The 21,103-nt window shown below is 61.6% G+C and carries 16 protein-coding genes and 1 riboswitch; of the genes, 11 read left to right on the top strand and 5 right to left on the bottom strand.

The annotated features are described in order from the left end of the window. Nucleotides 1–5: 5 nt before the first annotated feature. Entirely contained in the window at nucleotides 6–1,379 is a 1,374-nt protein-coding gene (locus ACKAMS_RS31530) for a dicarboxylate/amino acid:cation symporter (RefSeq protein ID WP_408990007.1), read from the bottom strand. Nucleotides 1,380–1,718: 339 nt separating this feature from the next. Between ACKAMS_RS31530 and ACKAMS_RS31525 the strand changes: the two genes are divergently transcribed. The 3 genes from ACKAMS_RS31525 (at nucleotide 1,719) to ACKAMS_RS31515 (ending at nucleotide 5,533) form a co-directional block, all read left to right on the top strand. Then, the gene (locus tag ACKAMS_RS31525) at nucleotides 1,719–2,624 is read left to right on the top strand and encodes a phosphodiesterase (protein WP_019749281.1); all 906 of its coding nucleotides are present in this window, start codon (nucleotides 1,719–1,721) and stop codon (nucleotides 2,622–2,624) included. Between the two features lie 78 nt (nucleotides 2,625–2,702). Further along, a riboswitch (SAM riboswitch) is annotated at nucleotides 2,703–2,816 on the top strand. Then, a complete protein-coding gene (locus ACKAMS_RS31520; RefSeq protein WP_151531919.1) occupies nucleotides 2,799–4,145 on the top strand; it encodes an LLM class flavin-dependent oxidoreductase in 1,347 nt (448 codons plus the stop codon). It overlaps the preceding riboswitch by 18 nt. A 20-nt stretch (nucleotides 4,146–4,165) precedes the next feature. Beyond that, nucleotides 4,166–5,533: an NtaA/DmoA family FMN-dependent monooxygenase gene (locus ACKAMS_RS31515; RefSeq protein ID WP_408990006.1), complete on the top strand. Its 1,368-nt coding sequence runs from the start codon at nucleotides 4,166–4,168 to the stop codon at nucleotides 5,531–5,533. Nucleotides 5,534–5,584: 51 nt separating this feature from the next. Here the strand turns inward: ACKAMS_RS31515 and ACKAMS_RS31510 are convergent, their stop codons facing one another. Then, nucleotides 5,585–7,078, bottom strand: coding sequence for a stealth family protein (locus tag ACKAMS_RS31510; protein WP_020970156.1), 1,494 nt, complete (start codon nucleotides 7,076–7,078; stop codon nucleotides 5,585–5,587). Between the two features lie 280 nt (nucleotides 7,079–7,358). Between ACKAMS_RS31510 and ACKAMS_RS31505 the strand changes: the two genes are divergently transcribed. Next, complete coding sequence (locus ACKAMS_RS31505; RefSeq protein ID WP_080910610.1) at nucleotides 7,359–7,592, top strand: hypothetical protein; 234 nt, start codon at nucleotides 7,359–7,361, stop codon at nucleotides 7,590–7,592. A gap of 3 nt (nucleotides 7,593–7,595) precedes the next feature. On the opposite strand, the gene ACKAMS_RS31500 is transcribed toward ACKAMS_RS31505, so the two are convergent. Then, entirely contained in the window at nucleotides 7,596–8,021 is a 426-nt protein-coding gene (locus ACKAMS_RS31500; RefSeq protein ID WP_029538424.1) for a nuclear transport factor 2 family protein, read from the bottom strand. 381 nt (nucleotides 8,022–8,402) lie between these two features. Between ACKAMS_RS31500 and ACKAMS_RS31495 the strand changes: the two genes are divergently transcribed. The 5 genes from ACKAMS_RS31495 to ACKAMS_RS31475 all read left to right on the top strand — a co-directional run bounded on the left by ACKAMS_RS31495 (nucleotide 8,403) and on the right by ACKAMS_RS31475 (nucleotide 14,602). Next, nucleotides 8,403–10,007: an ABC transporter substrate-binding protein gene (locus ACKAMS_RS31495; protein WP_408990005.1), complete on the top strand. Its 1,605-nt coding sequence runs from the start codon at nucleotides 8,403–8,405 to the stop codon at nucleotides 10,005–10,007. Nucleotides 10,008–10,015: 8 nt separating this feature from the next. Further along, nucleotides 10,016–10,975, top strand: a complete 960-nt coding sequence (locus ACKAMS_RS31490; RefSeq protein WP_408990004.1) for an ABC transporter permease — start codon at nucleotides 10,016–10,018, stop codon at nucleotides 10,973–10,975. Nucleotides 10,976–11,022: 47 nt separating this feature from the next. Beyond that, complete coding sequence (locus ACKAMS_RS31485; RefSeq protein WP_269586576.1) at nucleotides 11,023–11,826, top strand: ABC transporter permease; 804 nt, start codon at nucleotides 11,023–11,025, stop codon at nucleotides 11,824–11,826. A gap of 36 nt (nucleotides 11,827–11,862) precedes the next feature. Beyond that, nucleotides 11,863–13,563 carry a dipeptide ABC transporter ATP-binding protein gene (locus tag ACKAMS_RS31480; RefSeq protein ID WP_408990003.1) on the top strand — a complete coding sequence of 567 codons (1,701 nt, stop codon included), beginning with the start codon at nucleotides 11,863–11,865 and terminating at the stop codon, nucleotides 13,561–13,563. 64 nt (nucleotides 13,564–13,627) lie between these two features. After that, nucleotides 13,628–14,602, top strand: a complete 975-nt coding sequence (locus ACKAMS_RS31475; protein WP_060938955.1) for a TauD/TfdA family dioxygenase — start codon at nucleotides 13,628–13,630, stop codon at nucleotides 14,600–14,602. 873 nt (nucleotides 14,603–15,475) lie between these two features. Here the strand turns inward: ACKAMS_RS31475 and ACKAMS_RS31470 are convergent. Next, nucleotides 15,476–17,269: an alanine racemase gene (locus tag ACKAMS_RS31470; RefSeq protein ID WP_256065429.1), complete on the bottom strand. Its 1,794-nt coding sequence runs from the start codon at nucleotides 17,267–17,269 to the stop codon at nucleotides 15,476–15,478. Between the two features lie 160 nt (nucleotides 17,270–17,429). On the opposite strand from ACKAMS_RS31470, the gene ACKAMS_RS31465 reads away from it, so the two are divergent. Then, entirely contained in the window at nucleotides 17,430–18,875 is a 1,446-nt protein-coding gene (locus ACKAMS_RS31465) for an amino acid permease (RefSeq protein ID WP_003940657.1), read from the top strand. Then, nucleotides 18,872–19,792, top strand: a complete 921-nt coding sequence (locus ACKAMS_RS31460) for a universal stress protein (RefSeq protein ID WP_021344934.1) — start codon at nucleotides 18,872–18,874, stop codon at nucleotides 19,790–19,792. Before ACKAMS_RS31465 ends, ACKAMS_RS31460 begins: the two co-directional genes overlap by 4 nt. A 42-nt stretch (nucleotides 19,793–19,834) precedes the next feature. Here ACKAMS_RS31460 and ACKAMS_RS31455 read toward each other — a convergent pair whose 3' ends face one another. Continuing rightward, nucleotides 19,835–20,836, bottom strand: coding sequence for an MBL fold metallo-hydrolase (locus tag ACKAMS_RS31455; RefSeq protein ID WP_021344933.1), 1,002 nt, complete (start codon nucleotides 20,834–20,836; stop codon nucleotides 19,835–19,837). Between the last annotated feature and the right edge of the window lie 267 nt (nucleotides 20,837–21,103).

Below are 21,103 nucleotides of genomic sequence, written 5' to 3'. Positions count from 1 at the left end.
GAGGGTTACGCGTCGACAAGTTCCTCGGCGAAGGGATCACCGTTGCGGGGAGCGTCGAAGCGTTCCTTGTCGAGAATGCCCTCACGCTTTGCGACGATGACCGGAACCAGAGCCTGGCCGGTGACGTTGACTGCGGTACGGCCCATGTCGACGATCGGTTCGACTGCGAGGAGCAGTCCGACGCCGGCCAAGGGAAGACCCAGGGTGGAGAGTGTGAGTGTGAGCATGACTGTCGCACCCGTAGTTCCGGCCGTTGCTGCCGAGCCGATGACCGAAACGACGACGATCAGCAGGTAATCGGTGAAGGTCAGCGGAACGTCGTAGAAGCCGGCGACGAAGATTGCCGCGATCGCGGGATAGATTGCGGCGCAACCGTCCATCTTCGTGGTGGCACCGAGCGGAACGGCGAACGAGGCGTACTCACGCGGAACACCGAGGTTGCGTTCGGTGACGCGCTCGGTCAGCGGCAGGGTGCCGATCGACGAGCGCGAGACGAACCCGAGCTGAGTTGCGGGCCAGACACCGGAGAAGAAGCTTCGAACCGAGAGACCGTGTGCGGCAATCAGGATGGGGTAGACCACGAAGAAGACAATGGCCAGACCGATGTAGATGGCGGCGGTGAAGACGCCCAGCGAGCCGATCGCATCCCAGCCGTAGGTGGCGACAGCGTTGGCGATCAGCGCGGCGGTGCCGATCGGGGCGAGGCGGATGATCCACCACAGGACCTTCTGGACGATCGCGAGCAGCGAAGCGTTGAACTCGAGGAACGGCGCAGCCTTGGGACCGATCTTGAGTGCAGCAATGCCGATTGCGCCGGCGATGACGAGCAGGTGCAGGACGTTGAAGCTCAGCGATGTAGTCGCCACGCCTTCGGCGACGGAAGTCTTTGCACCCAACCCCAGGAAGTTGTTCGGAACCAGTCCGGTGATGAACGCCCACCACGAGCCGGAGCTCTTGGGTTCCTTCGCTGCTTCGGCGGCGACGTCGGTCCGTGAACCGGGATCGGTGATCAGGCCGACGACGATGCCGATGATCACAGCGATGAAAGCGGTGATCGCGAACCAGAGCAAGGTCTGCACGGCCAGGCGAGCTGCATTGGCGACCTGGCGCAGGTTGGCGATGGAGCTGACAATGGCGGTGAACACCAGCGGGATCACCGCAACGGTGAGCAGCTTGACGTAACTCGAACCGATGGTCTGTACGGTGCCGACCAACCAGTTGACGTTGCCGTCGGCTGCATCAGGCATTGCCCGGGCGACGAGACCGATGATGACGCCGAGTACGAGACCGGCGACGATCTGCGGTCCGAATGCCGTCGCCCAGGACGGAAAACGGGACGTGGACTTTTCCGGCACGCCGGTGGAGGTGGAGCTGGGCATGACTATGCCTTTCGAAAATCAAGGGAGCGAAACGCAGCGCGGCACCAGAGGCCGGGCAGATTCGAAGAAATGTTTCCTGGTACGCGTCAGGTCAGAGCGAGCGCGTACACATTGCGCTCGCCTGCAGGCGAAGGTCGACGTAACGCCGACTGGTCAGGAACAACACTGTCCACACACTACTCGCAGCTTCAACTACTCGATCCCGAGGGTCGCCGCGGGAGTTCGCTTCGTGTTCGTCGGGCGTGCCCCGATCAGTCACTGTTGGTCGGTTGACTAGTCTCGACGATCAGTAGGTGCCGCACCGGCGCCTAAGCGTCGGCAAGCGGAAGCGAGAGACCGATGAGCGTTCGGAATGCCGAGTACCCGCGTCCGAAGCATTTCCTGGTGCACCTCAGTGACACGCATCTGGTGGCTCAGGGGGAGTTGTACGACGCCGTGGATGCGTCGACGAGATTGCGGGAAGTGCTCAGCGGGATCGTGGCCTCGGGCGCACGCCCGGATGCACTGATATTCACCGGCGACCTGACCGACCAGGGACACCCCGACGCATACGCGGAATTGAAAGCCATCGTGGAACCCGTGGCGGCCGAGATCGATGCGCAGGTCATCTGGGCGATGGGCAACCACGACGACCGCTCTACGTTCAGGTCTCTGCTGTTGGGCGAGGACGCCACCGATCATCCCGTCGACAACGTCTACGACCTTGACGGACTGCGGGTGATCACCCTGGATTCGTCGGTTCCCGGTCACCACTACGGTGAGATCTCGGATCGTCAATTGGATTGGCTACGCTCAGAATTGGCGGTGCCCGCGCCCGACGGAACAATTCTGGCGCTGCATCATCCGCCGGTTCCGTGCATTCAGGATCTCGCGGTTCTGGTGGAGTTGCGCGATCAGTCCCGGTTGGCAGACGTCTTGCGTGGCAGCGACGTCCGGGCGATTCTTGCTGGGCATCTGCACTATTCGACGACGGCGACGTTCGCCGGCATTCCGGTGTCCGTGGCGTCGTCGACGTGTTACACCCAGGACTTGAACGTGGAAGTCGGTGGTCAGCGTGGTCGTGACGGGGCTCAGGGGTGCAACCTGGTGCACGTCTACGACGAGACAATTGTTCATTCGGTCGTTCCACTCGGCGCGCACGTGACGGTCGGTGAGCCTGTCGACGCGGACGAGGGAGCCCGGAGGCTCAGCGCTGCCGGTATTCGAATCCTCGAGAGCGAAAAGGCGGCACGCTCGATCATCTGAGGTGGCAGGCGGTTTCCGGCACTCCGGCGCAGTTCTGGGCGATTGCCTGGCCGTCGCGTACTCACTACCGTCGAGGTAGGTGCAGAGCTCCAGCAACAAGGACCGGCTAGCTGGACGGCAACCCTTCATGCCGATGGGGTGCCCCGGAATCACACCTGGCGATACGCGTGGTGCGTGTCGCAAGCGGCAGTCGCCACGAGAACCGTCAGTCGGGTGCTGACGGTTTCTGCGGTCGGCACTGTGCGCTCCCGAGTAGTTCTCGAACAGGAGTATGCGCCGATGACCTCCACCCCCTCCTCTCATCTTGCTCCGTTGCATCTCGCCGTAGCGCTGGACGGTGCCGGTTGGCACCCTGCAGCCTGGCGAGAGCCACACTCGCGCCCGAGTGAGCTGTTCAGCGCGTCGTATTGGACTGACGTGGTGACGACCGCCGAGCGTGGTCTGCTCGATTTCGTCACCATCGAGGACAGTCTCTCGGTGCCGGCCAACCCACTCGAGCCCGTTGACGACGCGGTTGATCGGGTGCGCGCTCGGCTCGACGCACATCTCGTGGCCGCCCGACTGGCACCGATCACGAGCAACATCGGCTTGATCCCGACCATCACCACCATTCACACCGAGCCGTTTCACGTGTCCAAAGCCGTTGCCACGTTGGATTACACCTCGCGCGGTCGCGCCGGATGGCAGGTGAAGGTTTCGGCGTCGGAATCCGAGGCAGCACAGTTCGGGCGTCGCGACATCCCAGCGCTCACCGATGCCGACCGTCAGTCGATCGTTTCAGGCGTCCTCCCGGACTTCGTGCGCGACCTGTTCGACGAAGCTGCGGAGGCGGCTGACGTAATCCGGCGACTCTGGGACAGCTGGGAGGACGGCGCCGAGATCCGCGATGTGGAGCAGCGCCGGTTCATCGACCGAGACAAGTTGCACTACATCGACTTCGAGGGAAAGTACCTCTCGGTCCGTGGACCGTCGGTGACTCCGCGCCCGCCGCAGGGGCATCCCGTCGTTACCGCGTTGGCACATCAGCGGGTCGCGTACGAGCTGGCGGCGCGGACGGCCGATCTGGTGTTCGTGACGCCGTTCGACGACGAGCAGGTCACGGCAATCCTGGGTGAAGTGCGAGCCGCCGAAGAACACGTGCAGCGCACCGGCGAACCTCTTCGGGTCTTCACCGACATCGTCGTCTTCTTCGATGCGCCGGAAGAAACCGGAAAGGAACGGCTCGCTCGCCTCGACGCGCAGGCCGGCGCCGAATACCGTTCGGACGCGCTGACCTTCACCGGCTCTGCTGCGGAGTTGGCGGATCTCCTGCTCCGGTGGCAGCAGTTGGGAATCGAAGGCTTCCGGTTGCGGCCGGGCGTCCTCGTGGACGACCTCGACGCCATCGCAGGTGAGCTGGTGCCTGAACTGCAGCGACGCAGCGTATTCCGCACCGAATATCCGCAGACGAATCTTCGCGGACTCCTTGGTCTACCCATCGACGTTCCCAACCGCTACGCCGCCGGCACTCCGGCCGCCTGACAGACGAGGAATAGATTCTCATGAGTTCTCAGAAGCGTAAGCAGGTCATCCTGGGTGCCTACCTCGGCGGCGTCAACCATCACACTGCGTGGTGGGATCCGCAGGCGGGCAGCCAGATAGAGTTCGATTCTTTCGAGCACACCGCTCGAACCGCCGAGCGTGGGAAGTTCGACTTCTTCTTCCTCGCCGAAGGACTCGCCCTTCGTGAGCGTGCGGGACAGATTTTCGACCAAGACATCATCGGTAGGCCGGACACCTTCACGGTCCTTGCGTCGTTGGCGGCAGTAACCGAACACCTCGGATTGGCCGGCACCATCAACGCCACGTTCAACGAGCCTTACGAACTGGCACGCCAATTCGCGACGCTCGATCAGTTGTCCGGAGGGCGTGCCGCCTGGAACGTCGTCACCTCGTTCGACGCATTCACCGGCCAGAACTTTCGCCGCGGCGGATACCTCGACCGCGCGCAACGATACGAGCGTGCGGAGGAGACCGTAGCGCTGGTGCGTGAACTGTGGGATTCGTGGCGAAGCGACGACATCGTGGCCAACAAGGCATCAGGGCGCTTTCTCGCGAGACCGGATGCCGGTGAATTCGCTTTTCATGGATCGCATTTCGACGTGAACGGCCGATTCACAGTGCCGCGTAGCCCGCAAGGGCGCCCGGTTATTCTGCAGGCAGGGGTGTCGCCGCAGGGGCGCGATTTTGCTGCCGGCAATGCCGACGCGATCTTCTCACCGTACGGTCAGTTGCCCGAGGCGGCCGATTTCTATCGCGATATCAAAGCACGTGCCGTCGCGGCCGGACGTGACCCGGGTGACATCAAGATCCTGCCGTCGGCGAGTTTTGTTCTCGGCACCTCGGAGGCAGATGCGATCGAGAAATACCGAGAGATTCGCGACCAGCAGGTCACCGGCCAGACCGCTTTGGTTCTGCTCGAACAGATCTGGAATCTCGATCTGTCGAAGTACGACCCCGAAGGACCACTACCCGACATCGCTCCGGATCCCGAGGCTCCGCCGATCATCCAGGGCCGCGCCTTCATTCACCAAGATCGTTTCGCGACCGTCGCAAAACTTCGCGCGGTGGCCGAGAGCAAGAAGTTGAATCTGCGCGAAGTGGTGATCGATCAGTTCGAGCGTGGACCGATCGTCGGTACACCGCAGCAGGTTGCCGAGAAAATAGATTCGTTTGTCAGCAACGACGGTTCGGACGGATTCATCCTCGGGTCGCACCTCGTGCCAACCGGCCTCGACGAGTTCGTCGACGACGTGGTGCCGCTGCTGCAGGATCGAGGTGTTCTCCGCAGTGACTACGAAGGAACGACGTTGCGTGAAAATCTCGGACTGCCCATCCCGGTGCAGCGGGAGCGCGCGACAGCACGCTGATCGACCGAAGTAGCAAGGGCCCAGCCGAAATCGGCTGGGCCCTTGTTTCGTCTAGGCTTCCCAGGGCGCCGGGATGGGGTAATAGCTCTCCAGAAACTCCGTGATCTTGCGTGTGCGAAGTTCCAGATCGATCTCCGGAGCGCTGCCGTCGTTGAGGCAGAAGAAGTCCATGGAGCGCTTGGCGAGCAGTGAGTCCATGTCGCGCAACCCGGCTTTGACCGTCGTATCGACGTACTTGACGGCGGCGGACTTCTGTACCACCGACCGTCCACTCATCAGTGTGTAGTAGTGATACAGCGAATTGGTCACCGAGATATTGGAACTCGCGCGGAAGGTGCTTGCTGCAGTTGCGGCGAAGTCTTCGGCGAACTCGCGTTCCATCTCGGCCATCACGCTTTTGCGTAGTGGCGTCGCTGCGTGCTCCAGATGCCTGGTGGTCATCAGACCGAAGCGGTCCTGGAGTAGCCGGCGGTTGACGCGAGCCGCATTCTCGAACCCGCTGCGGTCGTTGTCGTTGTGTCCCAATCCGATTCTGGTGTCGGCCTCGATGAACATGCTGATCCCACCGGGGGAGAAGAACATGTCCGGGCCAACGGGGCGACCGAAGAACATGTCGTCATTGGAGTAGAGGAAATGCTCTGCCAGACCCGGAATATGGTGCAGCTGGCACTCGACAGCTTGAGAATTATGGGTAGGCAACACACTTGGATCGGCGAAGAATTTTTCGCTGGGCATGAACGTGACTCGCGGATCGTCGGCAAGCCAGTCCGGACGATCGGAATCGGTTGCGACGAAGATCCGCCGGATCCACGGCGCGTACATGTGGATGGATCGAAGCGCGTATTTGAGCTCGTCGATCTGACGGAAGCGCGCTTCTGATTCGTCGCCCTCTCCGACGATGTAGTTCTGCATGCGCTTGGCGCGCTGAGCCTGAAACTCCTTGGAAGAGCCGTCGACCCAGGAAAAGACCAGATCGATATCGAAGCTGATATCGGAGGCATGATCGGCGAACATGTTCTCGATAGTCGGCCAGATCCGGCCGAATCGCTCGACGGTTCCTCGGACAGCTTCTTCGGGGAGGACGGTTCGTCGTGTCAGTGAGTTCTCGACGGGTAGGACGATTTCTTCGTCGGAAATCGACCACAATTCGATTTGAACGCCGATGTTCGCGCCGTAGTTCATGCCGCTTGCGACGTGAACCCGCGGACGGAACAAGCGGAAGATCCGTGACTTGTTGGTTTTCGACAGGGCACCGTCCGCGACAAGGAGCGCGGGGCTCTTCTTCGCGTCGACGGTTTTGGAATAGAAGGGTGCGTTGGCGCATCCCTCGACAAGTGCCTGCCGCAGGTTTTTGCGCTCGGTCCAGCTCACCGCGATCACGGGGCGCTCGTCGTTTCCGCGGACGAGTAGATACTCGATTCCTGCGGCGTCGAGGATGTCGCGGATGAAGAGGAGATCTTCGACCATCGCTTCGAGCGGCGTGGTGGTCGTGATCGCGAGGGCAAAACGATTCTTGAATCGGACGGTCTCGGGTAGCTCGCCCATCCGTGCGCGTGACGCGGCCGACGCCGGTTCCACGGGATTGGGGCTGTCCTGCTCCGGGGGTACGAAGTAGATGTCGTGCGGAGCGGGAGATTCTGTAATGGGATGCCTTCCGATTCTGATCCAGCTGTGTATCTGTCGCCCCCGACGCTGCGAGAGCGTGGTGGCGACGAGCTCAGTCTATGCCGTCGGCGCCGAAAGTCGGACATGAGTGACGGCGATGGGTAGGGCGGGGCGAGTCGGGTACCCCGAGGACCGAAGCGAGAGTGAAGGAGGAGAACCGATGCGTGTGAAAGCGATGGTCGGAACAGGCGCGATGGCTGTTGCGCTGGCCGCCGGCCCAGTTGCCACAGCTTCTGCTGAAGGCGCCGAGACGGCGGGGTCGGAGGGTTCACCGGAGATGCTGACCTGCGAGGTGGTCTTCGATGCACTGGAAGACATGAGCCCGGAATGGACGGAAGAGGGGATCGATCAGGTCGAAGACTGGTGTGAGTTGATCACCGGCGAAGAAGACTGAACGTCAGCCGCGCGAGATCACTCGTCGCGACAGTCGCCACCGCCCGTCTTCGAGTTCGAACTCATCGGCGTAGCTCCCGACGCCGCTGAGCTTGGGCGAGGTGGTCGTGTCGACGTAGAACGTCCACACCGCATCCGCGCGGGCTGTAGTTTCCGAGGTCACGTCCACGGCGATCGCCGTGGTGACGTGGCGTGTGAATGTGCCAGGACCTTGAATGCCGGCCGCCCTGCGCTCGACTACTCCAGCAGCAATTTCTTCACGGCCACGTCGTACCTGTGCGGGGATACCGCGATCGGGATTGGCCGGCATGTTCCATTCGGCCTCGCGTGTGAACTGCTCCACGTAATCCTCGACCGAGCCGGTATCGGCAAGATGTGCGATGCGAGCGAGCGTTGAACGAATCTGTTCGGCAGGGCCCTCGGGTTGCATGCTGTTCTCCGTACGTGTGGGTGCTGTGGTGGATCGCAGGATATTGCCCGTGGACCGACCGAACACCGAGGCGTCCCAGTCAGTGGCAGCAGTTGAGAGAAATTCAGATCACCGTGAGTTCAACTATTTCCCCGATATCAGGGGAAATGGTTGAGTATCCCCTGAAGGCAAAAGCCTTAATTCCGACCGGGAGGTTTCACACCGTGTCCGTCGCTCCTCGATGTCGGCTCTGACTTCTTCAGCGCCACAACGACTGTCGTAGCAGCTCGCTTTTCTGAATTCCCGGGAGTGAGCATGTCGGAACGACACTCTTTCCCATTCTCGCAAGCGTGTGCCCTGAGAGTGCACAGCTGCGCACCTATTACGAAGGACAACACCTCCGTGAACTCGTCTCTTTCGACGGCCGGTCTCGACCGCCGTGCCTTCTTCCGTGGCAGTGCGATCGCCGCATTCGCCATCTTCGGTAGCGGCTCACTGGCCGCGTGCTCCTCTGCAGTCGGCGAACAACGCTCGGACGCAGGTGAATCAGTTGAGCCGGTTCGAGGTGGGACGCTCACACTGGCGATACCGGACGACGTCAGCCCTGCGGCACTTTTGACCAGCACCACCGTTGCCGGTGTCACGATATCCGGGCTCGTGTACGAGACCCTGACCCGCTATCCACTCGATTCGGTAGTGCCACAGCCAGTTCTGGCCAAGGCCTGGAAGCTGTCCGACGACGGGCTGACGCTCACGCTCAATCTGCGCGATGACGTCACCTTCCACTCCGGCCGGCGCTTCACCTCCGCTGATGCGGAGTTCTCGCTGCGCACCTATGCGGACCCGAAATTCTCGGCCCAGCTCAGGAGTACGGCGGCCGCCATCGCCGGCTTCGACTCTTCGGATCCCAATACGCTGGTTCTCACCCTCGCACACCGAACCGGGAACATCTTCGATCTTCTCGATCTAGCGCCGATCTTCGACCCCGAAACATTCGACAAGGCGGTGACCGGTGAATCCTTCGTTGGTACGGGCCCTTTCGTATTCACCTCACGCACCCCGAACAGTTCCATCTCCTTCGATCGGAACCCGAACTACTGGGTCGCCGAGCGGCCGTACCTCGATCACGTGGAAGCGCGGATCGTTCCGGACGCCCAAGCGCGCCTGACATCGCTGAAGTCCGGACAGGTCTCTCTTGTTGCTCCGGCGTCGTTGCCCTTCCGTGACTCACAGAACTTGGCCAAGACCAGCGGGTTCGTGACAACCTCGATCGAGGGTGCGGAATTACAGATATACCTGGGCGCAAACGTCACCGCCGACGGGCTGACCGATGTGCGGGCACGAAAGGCGTTGGCCTACGCGATCGATCGTGACCGCATCATGAGTGAGGTGTATCGCGATACGGGGTATGCGGTCAATCTGCCGTGGCCGAAGTCGTCGCCCGCCTACGACGCTGCCAAGAACGCGACCTACACCCGCGATGTCGACAAGGCGCGCGCCCTGGTCGGCGAACTGGGCGCACTGCCGACCATTCCGTTGACCTACACAGGAGCGAGCCCGGATTTCGAAGCCGCCGCGCAGATCGTGCAGGCCAATCTCGCCGAGGCAGGGATCCGCGTCGAATTGGATCCTGTCGAGGCATCCATCTTCGTCAAGCAGTTGATCGGCGCTGAGTTCAAAGGACTTTGGCTGACCAATCACACTTTTGCGCAATATGTTCCGTCAACCCTGACGGTCAGCGCCTACCCGTTCAACGCTGCTCACAATGCCTCGAAGTTCAGTTCGCCGGCGTATTCCGCCGCAGCGGAGGGTGCGTGGCAGGTTCCCGACGGTTCGAGCGATGAGGCAAAGAAACTGTATGCCGAATTGGGCACGCAACTGTTGAACGAGTTGTTCTTGATCGAGATCGGTGTTGTCGTGCCGCAGGTATCGGCGGCCGAGACCGTTCGTGGTCTGGCCTGGACAAAGGGTCGCCAGCCACAATTCGCCAACACATTCCTGGCGTAGGGGATTCGATGATTCGTTACATTGCGGGGCGACTACCGTCGGCGGTGGTGGTTCTCTTCCTCGCGTCGATATTGATCTTCTCGGTGATGCGTCTGGTGCCTGGCGACCCCGCGTTGGCTCTCGCCGGCCCCGATGCAACTCCGGAAGCGATTGCAGCCATTCGTCATTCGCTCGGTCTCGACAAGTCGATTCCCGCGCAGTACCTGACCTGGATCGGCGACGTACTGACATTGGATCTCGGGCGTTCGTTCGTTCTCGGCGGCCAGATTTCCGATCTGGTGCTGGCGGGGTTGGGGAACACCGCAGTTCTGGCGGGAAGTGCGTTGCTGCTGGCCGTCGTGTTGAGTCTGGTGCTCAGTGTTGCGGTGGTGGTGTGGCCGAAGAAATGGCTGACCTCGGTGGTGAACCTTCTGAACACTCTCTCGGTTGCTCTGCCCAACTTCGTGACCGGTGTCCTCCTGGTTCTCGTCTTCGCGGTGCTGATTCCGGTTCTGCCATCCGGTGGTGTTCCACCAGGTGGGTATCTCGCTCGTCCCGACATCACGTTCCAGTACCTGCTGCTGCCGTCACTGTGCCTCGCACTTCCTGTCGCGGCCGCTCTCACCAGGTTCCTGTCCGAAGCGCTGCGCACCGAGATGGCGCAGCAGTACGTGAGCACCGCTCGCGCAGCCGGTGTGCCACGGTGGAACTTGGTTACACGCAGTGCATTACGCAATGCACTGCCAACCATGCTCACCGTGCTCGGAATTCAGACCGGGCACCTTCTCGGCGGAGCCGTACTGGTTGAGGCGATCTTTGCCTGGCCTGGCATCGGCCAATTGATCGAGCAGGGAATCGGTCGGCGGGATTACCCGGTGGTGCAGGTGCTGCTCCTGCTGTCGGTCACGATCTTCGTTCTGATCCAACTTCTGACCGACATCGTGCATGCCTACCTCGACCCACGCATCCGAATCGGAGGGCAGCAATGACGGTGGCCGATCAGTCTGTTGACGAAAGGGTTCGGCGATCTCGTCCTGTGGGCGCTGCTCTGACGCACGGTCAGGGGCTGGCGGGTGTGTTGATCCTGGTGGTCATCGCAGTAGCGGGAATTGCTGCTCCACTGTTGACCCACTACGGGCCCAACGAGCAGATCGAGGGTGCAAATCTGCTGGGGGCCAGTGCACAGCACTGGTTCGGAACAGATCAGGTCAACCGTGACGTCTTCGCCCGTTCTCTTTACGGAATCCGGATCAACCTCGTAATCGTGCTCGTCGCGGTGCCAGTGGGCGCGATCATCGGTTCGCTCGCAGGCCTGGTGTCGAGTATCAATTCGGTGGCAGATGTCATCGCACAGCGGATCTTCGATGTGATTCTTGCCTTCCCGCTGTTGATTCTGGCGATCACGTTGGTCGCGATCACGGGGCCGGGAGTAGCGCCGGTGATCGCGGTGATCGTGGCTGCTGAAATACCCTTGTTCGGGCGCCTGGTGCGAACGACGGTGTTGAAGGTGCGCGAACTCCCGTTCGTGGAGTCGGCCGAGGTAATCGGTGCGGGGCGGTGGTGGGTACTGCGTAAGCATGTGCTGCCCAACGCCGTAGAACCGCTGGGTGTGCAGATTGCGCTCTCCATGTCGGTTGCGGTGTTCGCCGAAAGTGCGATGAGTTTTCTCGGAATCGGCGTGCGCCCGCCGGATCCGTCTCTCGGTTCGATCATCGCGGGCGCCATTCCGAACCTCGATGCCAATCCGGCCTACGCGATCGGACCGTTGGTGATCGTCTCGGCGTTGGTCCTGAGCTTCCTGCTGATCGCCCAGGGACTGGGCAAGGCCCGCCGAATCTGAAATTGCCACCGCCACCACCACTTCAAGGACGTAGTCATGAATGCAACACCCGCACAGGCAGTTCTCGCCATCCGGGATCTGGTGATCGAGTTCGATGCCGACGGTTCCCGTGGCTCGTCGACAACTGTGGTCGACCACGTCAACCTCGAATTGGGTTTCGGTGAGATATTGGCGTTGGTCGGCGAGTCCGGATCCGGTAAGTCGTTGACCGCACGCGCTGTTCTCGGGTTGTTACCGGACGGCGCGCAGGCCCGCGGGTTGATCCAACTCGGTGGCCAACAGGTGCTCGGTGCCGACGAGGCGACGCTCAATCAATTGCGGGGGACTCGGGCCGCGATGGTTTTCCAGGAGCCTCAGACTGCACTGAATCCAGTGCAGAAGGTGGGTTGGCAGATCGCGCAGGCGCTGCGGGCACACGGCAAGATCTCGCGTGCCGACGCCAGAGTTCGCGCAATCAATCTTCTACGGATGGTGGAGATTCCGGAACCGGAGCGTCGGGTCGACTGGTATCCGCATCAACTCTCGGGTGGACAGAAGCAGCGGGTTGTCATCGCGCTGGCGTTGTCGGGTTCTCCTGATTTACTCATCGCCGACGAACCGACTACTGCGCTCGACGTCACCGTGCAGGCCGAAATTCTGCAACTCCTGCGTAATCTGCGTGATCGTTCGGGCACTGCAATACTGCTCATCACACACAACATGGGTGTCGTTGCGGACATCGCAGATCGCGTGCTGGTGATGCGATCGGGCAGGGTCGTCGAGCAGCAGACCGTTTTCGATCTCTTTGCGACGCCGCGTGAGTCGTACACACAGGCTTTGCTTGCGGCCGTGCCACGTCTGCCGGAGGTCGACCAGCCGAAGCCTGTGGTTGCTCTGGTCGATAGCGAAGGCGACGCGCAAGTCCCGCCGATCCTGCGGTTCGACGCGGCCTCCATCGTGTACCCGGCGAGGCTGGGCAACAGAGAGTTTCGTGCGGTCGATCAGGTGAGCCTGACGGTTCAGGCCGGCGAGGTTGTCGGACTGGTCGGTGAATCGGGATCAGGGAAGACAACTCTCGGCCGGGCTGCGCTCGGTGTTATCAGGGCCAGTAGCGGCATCGTTGCTTTCGACGGAACCGATCTCGGAAAGATCTCCGCCGCGAATCTTCGGGGCATCCGCAAGGGAATGGCCTTGATTCATCAGGACCCTGCGGCATCTCTCGATCCGCGTCGGACGGTCGGACAAAGCGTCGGCGAGCCACTCGAAGTCCATCGCTTTGCCACCGGAGCCCTGCTGCGAAACCGGGTGGGGGAGTTACTCGAATCAGTTCGCCTACCGAAGTCTTTTGCTCACCGGGCACCAGGAGAACTTTCCGGTGGTCAACGCCAGCGTGTTGCGCTGGCCCGAGCACTTGCCCTCGGACCGAGACTGCTGGTGGCCGATGAGCCGACCAGCGCTCTGGATGTTTCCGTCCAAGCCGATGTTCTTTCACTCTTTGCCGATCTCAGGGAGGAATACAACTTCGCATGTCTGTTCATCAGCCACGATCTTGCAGTCGTCAATCAGGTAGCCGACCGGGTAGCGGTACTTCGCAGCGGGGAGTTGGTCGAAGAGGGCCCCGCTGCAGAGGTATTCAGCTCGCCACGGCAGGACTACACACAACAGTTGGTTGCCGCGGTGCCTGTTCCAGATCCGCGTCGTCAGCGCGCCGGGCGGGAACGGGAATCACTGGTTCTCGACCTGACTGTTGCCGTTTGACCCGTCTCGACATCAAACAGCATTACCACCACCTCAACCTTTTGCAGACTCATAGGAGCTTGACATGTCCATCACCGAACTCGAACGCGTCACTCAGACCCCGGAGCAGATCTACGCTGCCGGCGGAATCACTGTCCACAAGGTCGGTGAGCTGATCGGCGCCCGCATCGACGGCGTACACCTCTCTGGGGATCTGTCCGAAGAGACCGCCTACGCGATCAACTATGCGCTGGCAGCGCACAAGGTTGTGTTCTTCCGTGGGCAGCAGCATCTCGACGACACGTCGCAGTACGAATTCGCCGGAACCCTCGGCAGCCAGACCACCACGCATCCCACTCTCAAGTCCAAGGACAACAAGCTGTTGGTGCTCGACGGCGCTGCCAGCAGCTGGCACACCGACGTCACTTTCATCGATCGCATCCCGAAGGCATCGATCCTGCGCGCGACCACAATTCCCGAGTACGGCGGAGCCACCACGTGGGCGTCTACCACGGCTGCGTACAACCAACTGCCGCATTCGCTCAAGGTATTGGTCGAGAATCTGCGCGCTGTCCACACTAATGCATACGACTACGCCGAGATTATCGACAAGGTGAAGCAAGGCGACGCTCAGCGCGTGACGAACTACTCCGAATTCACTCGCGAAATCTACGAGACGGAGCATCCGGTGGTTCGGGTCCATCCTGCGACAGGGGAGAAGACTCTGCTTCTCGGTCACTTCGTCAAGGAGTTCGTCGGACTGAAGCCGTCGGAGTCGGTTGCTCTCTACCAGCTTCTGCAGGCACGAATCATCAAGTTGGAAAACACCGTTCGGTGGTCATGGGCTCCCGGTGATCTGGCGATCTGGGACAACCAGGCAACCCAGCATTACGGGATTTCCGATTACGGGACACAGGCGCGCAGCGTGCATCGCGTGACGTTGGCCGGTGACGTTCCCGTCGACGTCCACGGTGAGCAGAGCCGCATCATCAAGGGCGATGCATCCGAGTTCTCGATCGTTGCAGACATCGACCGGCTTCCCGGCTTTGCCGCAAACTGATCAGTCCTGCTGCGGGTGATCCGGCGGGAACATCTGTCCCCATGAGTGATTGATGCTCGGCACGTCCATTCCGGGGTGTCCGGTCCCACGACGCAGCCTGTTCCGGCGAGCCACGGTAGGTGATCGAATGGATGGACCGGCATCCCCGGGGAACACTGAGCGGTTCTGTGTGCACCGCAGAGTGGGCACGACGGATTTTTCGCCAGCATGTAGTCGATGAAGTTGGTGTGCCCGGACGTGGCCATCCTTCCGGTGCATTTGCGGCACAGGACGGCTGGGTAGTCGTCACCAGGTTCAGCCTGCCTGAAGATCCGTGATGCGGAATGAAAGTGAAGGCGATCGCTGCTGTTGAACTTTCGCAACGGCATCGGTGAGCTGCAACCTGTGCAGTTGCCCCGCTCGTTCATCAACGTTCGGGCGTGGGCAGCTGTGGACGTCGGATCCAGCGTGTCGATGTCGCCGAAGTAGTGCGCATAGTGTGACTGGCCGGCCGTGGGAATCCGGTCGGCCAGTGCGTCGTCGACCGGCCCAGGATCCGTGGGAAACGTGATGGACCATCGTTGTTCGAGTTCTGGAACGGTGGGCAAACCGTGGAGTTCGTACGGGCGTTCATCGACTTCCATCCGCGACGTGCCGTCGAAGGGCGCAGCCACGGTCTCGATGCAGAGCAGCGTGCGAGGAGTGGTGTCGAGAACAGTGATCAGCAGGTCGCCGATGGCCATCTTTCCGCGCATGATCCAGGGATCGACACGGGCACGGGGTTCGAGAAACGCGACCACGGCATCGAGCCACGGCGTGCCGAGTGCGATGAATACGTGCTGACCGGAGCTCCGCGTGATCATCGAACGATTCTCGCAAGGGCTGCCGACAACGTCAGGCTTTGACCACCTTGCGCCCGAGCAGCGATGCAACCAGTCCGTCGACGAAGGTCGCCTGACGGCCGAGAGGATCGGAATCCGCTCCCGCAACGCTGCCGATCGAAATCGATCTCGTCAGGCCGGTCTCGCTGATGAATTCGGCGGCGAGGTGCGCTTCTCGGAATGTGAGGCCGCCCAGATGCGTCGTGTCGTCGACGCCGAGAACACGCCCGTCGATGATGTCCAGGTCGAAGTGGACGTGGACGCCGTTCACACCCTGACCCGCCGCGGCGAGGACGCGAGGCATCAAGGCCGCCATGCCACGGCGATCGATCTCGTCGATCGTCACCAGCAATACCCCGTACTCGTCGAGTGCGCGCTTGTGATCGACCGTGGCGTTCTTGACGCCCACCAAGACGGTGTTCTCCAAGCTGGGGCCGTGCAGATCCACCGCCGACGACAGCAATTGTTCGATATCGCCGTGGGAGGCGAAAATAATTGCACCCAAATCAGTTCCGGGTTCGGTGGCGATCGGAATTTTGGTGTTCTGCCAGGCCTCGGCAGTGAGCCACAGCGGCAACGTCGTGAGATCCGCGGCGGCGTTCTCTCCTTGAATGCAGCTGAAACCGATTCCGGACATGTCCTCGCGCAGACCGTGATCCAGGAGATGGCTTGCCAGCCCGCTAGTTTCGAGGTCGATCAATTCGACGCTCGCATTGGCATCGATCGGTTCGGTGCCCAGGACGTAGTGCTTTTCGACGTAGGGCGATGTCATCGCCATCAAGAGCGCGCCGTAATCGATCGTGAAGTCGACGGTGCCACCCAGTCGGTATTCGTCGCCTGTTTCTCCGGCGTCGACGAGGAGGTGATCGCTACTGGCGCTGATCACCTTCAGGCGCGGATCGATCGGGGTCAAGCCTTCCGGCGAGATGTCTTCGCGGCCGATGGACAAGATCAGGCGTCGGCTCGGCTTGTCCTCGTTGTCGAAGACGGGGCGTCGGCCGAATGCGTCTTCCCCTGAGACTCCATACGGCCGCGACGGCTTGACCTTGGCCTCGATGATGTCCGCGGTGAGAGTGAAGGCATCGTTGTTCAGCAGTTCGTACAGTCCGGGGGGAGTGGGTGATTCGGCCAGTACGATGCTGGCGCCCAAACGCAGATGGTTGATCCCCTCGGGCATCGTGCCCGTCTCGAGTAGTGGCAGCGAGAACGTATTGCCGCCGGAAACGATCGGCAGTTCGATCGAGAACCGCTTCGTGATTTCGTCGGCTAGGTAGACCAGATTCGTCAGGTTGTCGACGGTCGGTTGGATGCCACCGACGCACGCGAGGTTCGCGCCGATTCCGATCAGTCTGATGCCCTCGATAGGAAGGATTTCAGCGACTACGTCCAGCGCCTCCGCCGGCAGGATTCCTTCGCGGAGATCTCCGAGGTCGATCATCAGCACGATGTCGTGGACTACGCCTCGCGTTTGTGCTGCTCTGCCCAGAGCAGCAATCGTCGTCAACTCGGAGTTGAGGCTGATGTCCGCGTAGCGGATCGTGTCGTCGATCTCGTTCAGCGACGGTGCGCGGATCAGCATCAGGGGAACGGTGATGCCGTCGCGGCGAATGCGGGCCAGGTTGTCCAGGCGGGAGTCGGCGATCTGCGTGACGCCGCCGCGGACCATTGCTCGTGCCACCTTGGGGGATCCGCACGTAGATTTGCTGACACCGGCCACCGATATACCGTGAGCGCTGGACGCCTCGACGAGGACGCGCGCATTCTGTTCGATACGACGCAGGTCGACGGTGATGGTCGGTCCGGTCATGATCTCCCCGTTTTCTCCGAAGGCGGTTCACGATCCGGGCTTTCCAGACCGGACGGTTGGCGTGAGCTGGACAACTTTGCTCCAACAGTTGTGTCGCAGGACACTTGCGTGCAGTATGAGGATACAACAGTTTCCTACCAGGCACTCTAGAGGAGCGTCGATGGCTACTCTCGTCAAACACGTACTTCGGCGCAAGCCGGCTTTGCAGATAGACCAGGAGACCGGCGCAGATACCAACGGCGGCGAGCTGACCCGCAGTATCGGTTTGGCGCAGTTGTCCATGTTCGGCATCGGCGCCACGATCGGCACCGGTATCTTCTTCGTCCTCTCGCAGGCAGTCCCGGTTGCGGGTCCGGCGGTCATCATCTCCTTCGTTGTTGCCGGTGTCGTCGCGGGACTCACGGCGATCTGTTACGCGGAGTTGGCCGGAGCTGTCCCGGCGTCGGGCTCGTCGTATTCCTACGCTTACGCGACGCTCGGAGAGCTTCCGGCGATGGCCGTCGGAGCGTGTCTGCTTCTCGAGTACGGAGTATCGGCCGCGGCGGTGTCCGTCGGATGGTCGCAATACTTGAACCAGCTGCTTGGCAACCTCTTCGGGTTCCAGATTCCCGACGCGTTGTCACAAGCGCCGGAGCAGGGCGGCATCATCAATCTGCCCGCAGTGATCCTGGTGTGCCTGTGCGGTGTTCTGCTCATCCGCGGCGCCAGTGAATCGGCCAAGGCCAACGCCATCATGGTCTCGATCAAGCTCGCAATTCTGTTGCTCTTCATCGTGGTCGGCATCGCCGGATGGAACAGCAATCACTTCGCCGACTTCGCACCGTTCGGATTCAGCGGCGTCATGTCCGCCGCCGGAATCATCTTCTTCTCGTACATCGGCCTCGACGCCGTGTCCACTGCCGGCGAAGAAGTGAAGAACCCTCGTCGCAATCTCCCTCTCGCGATCCTCATTGCGCTCGTGTCCGTCACCGCGATCTACATCGCCGTTGTCGCCGTGGCGATCGGTGCACAGGATTCCGCATCGTTCGAAGGTCAGGAAGCCGGGCTGTCCGCCATCCTCGAACAGGTGACCGGATCTACCTGGCCGGGAACACTTCTGGCCGCCGGTGCGGTGATCTCGATCTGCAGCGTCACGCTCGTGGTCATCTACGGTCAGACCCGCATTCTGTTCGCGATGTCACGCGACGGCATGATTCCGTCGATCTTCCACAAGGTGAACCCGCGGACTCTGACGCCGGTGCCCAACACCATCATCGTCTGCGTCGTCATCAGCATTCTGGCCGGTTTCATTCCCATCAACTTCCTCGCCGAAATGACCAGTATCGGAACCCTGGTGGCCTTCCTCGTGGTCTCGATCGGGGTCATCATCCTACGGCGCAGTGACCCGGACCTGCCGCGCAGCTTCAAAGTTCCCGGCTATCCGGTGACGCCGATCCTCTCGATCCTGGGCTGCCTGTGGATCATCAAGGACCTCCGAACCGTCACGATCTACGTGTTCCTCATCTGGGTGACCGTCGCGATCATCTGGTACTTCGCCTACGGTATGAAGCACTCGCGCCTCGGTGCGAAGAACCGCGCCGAATTGGGATCGGAGTCCGAGTCATGACGCTGCTCGCGGGATACGCACCCGACGGTGACAGTTCCGGAACCGTCCATCTTGCAACGCTGTTGGCGCGCTCGTCCGGTGAACCGCTGGTGATCTGCGCGGTGATTCCCTCGCCGCCACCGCCCGGAATGGCGCGTGTCGACGCCGAATACCACCAGCAGTTGCGAGCAGAAGCCGAAGCGGCGCTGGCGAAAGCGCGGGCAGACATGCCCTCCGACGTCGACGTGACCTATGTCGTACATGAGGCTCAGTCGACGTCGAGTGGCCTGCTCGATCTCGTTCACGAGCACGAAGCCAAGATGATCGTCCTGGATTCGTCCACAGCCGGGGTGTTCGGTCACGTCGCTCTCGGCAGTGTCACCTCACGCTTGCTGCACAGCTCCGACGTTCCGGTCGCGCTGGCGCCGAGGGGATTTCGAACCAAGCCCGGTGAGGTGGTCCGCCGCGTCACTGCCGCATACTCGGGCACACCCGATCAAGACGATCTGGTGCTCGCCGCCGCGACCGTGGCTGCGCGTGTCGATGCCGGACTCAGATTGGCGGCGTTTGCAGTTCGTGCGAACACGCAGTACACGACAACGCTCGGGACCGAGGGGGATTCACCGGTCATCTCCGAGTGGGCCGAGGTGGTCGAGCGCGAGACCAACGCTGCCTTCGAGCGCGTGCGTGCACTGCCCGAAATACCCGACGTCATGGAATCGGTTATCAGCCATGGTCGTAACTGGGCCGAGGCGCTCGAGGGCGTCGAGTGGGATCGAGGTGACGTTCTGACAGTCGGCTCGAGCAAGGCAGGTCCACTGGCCCGGGTCTTCCTCGGCAGTCGGGCAGCGAAGATCGTGCGGTACTCACCGGTTCCGGTGGTGGTGGTCCCGCGATCGGCGTCGACCCGAATAGTCGATCAGGCCGAAGCGGAATAGAGATCAGGGCCGACGAGCGGAGTGCTTGTCGGCCCTGATCTTTCAGACGGAGCGAGCGAAGAGCGCGGGCTCGGAGCCGGGAACCTGAGAGACCTGCTCTCGGGCAACCAGATGGCGAAGGTGAGCTGCGCCCTCGGAGAGCGCCATCGTCTTTCCCATCGGGGAGATCTCGGCCCACGGCTTGTACCACTTCATCTTTGCCGCGACGTCCCACACGGTGAGCTTGTCGTCGGCGAACTCCTGGAGTAGGTGATCGAGTCGCTCCTGGTGATGCTCGATCAGCTCGCCGGCGCGACCTCCGACGTCGTCGATCGGAATGCCGTGAGCGCCGAGACCGCGGGTGATGTTCATGTTCTGCACTCGTGCGAGCGAGTCGAGGAAATCGGCGAGGGCGTCACGTTCGTCGAGGGGGTACACGAAGTTGCCGACGTGTGGTGTCGTCTTCTGCAGGACGTGGTCGCCGGTGAACATGATGTCGGCGTCGTCGAGGTAGAAGCAGACGTGACCAGGCGTGTGGCCGGGGGTGTAGACAACGCGGAGGCCGCGGCCGGTGAGTGCAATGATTTCGTCGTCGGCGAGAAGGCGGTCGGGAGCGGACTCGGGGCCCACGGGAGACTCGCCCGCGGCCGTCAATTTGAATGCATCACGGTCGGCTTTCGGCGCTCCAGCGCGTTCCATGTTCTCGAGCTGATATGCCATCCACTCGTCGTTACGCGCAGTCGACATCTGATCGAACAGGTAGTGGTCGTCCTCATGCATGGCGATCCAAGCGCCGGATGCCTCGCGGACCCGTCCGCACAGTCCGGTGTGGTCCGGATGGAAGTGCGTGACCACGACGCCCTCGATGTCGGTCACCGAATGCCCGATCTCGGCGAGCCCCGCGTTGAGGCCCTGCCAGCCGTTGTCGTCACCCCAGCCAGCGTCGACCAAGATCAGTCCGCCGGGGGATTCCATGGCGTAGACGAGCGTGTGCCCGAGCGGGTTGTCCGTGATCGGGACAGGAATCTGAAATATGCCATCACCGATGGCTGCCGCACCGTTCATAACAAGTACCTCTTAACGATAAGGGAACGCACTCTTAGTACTTCATGTTTACCGTGCGCTCGATTGGTCGGTGACACAGGTCCTGCCTGGCGGGAGTTCGGCATGTTTTCGGTCGACTTCGGATCGGTGAGAGTTTTATCGACTGAATGGTCTTATTGAGTCGAAAGATGTTGCTGAATAGAGTGTTTCGCGAATTCGTTGCGTTGGGCGCGTCCTTGGATGGCAGATCCGTCGAGCCGCCGCGCACTAGCCTCCGAGGGACAGGCG

The sequence above is a fragment of the Rhodococcus sp. 5A-K4 genome, from assembly GCF_046097995.1.
Taxonomy (GTDB): Bacteria; Actinomycetota; Actinomycetes; order Mycobacteriales; family Mycobacteriaceae; genus Rhodococcus_F; species Rhodococcus_F erythropolis.
The sequence above is the reverse complement of the archived record's forward strand: the minus strand, read 5'-3'. Positions and strand labels throughout refer to the sequence as shown.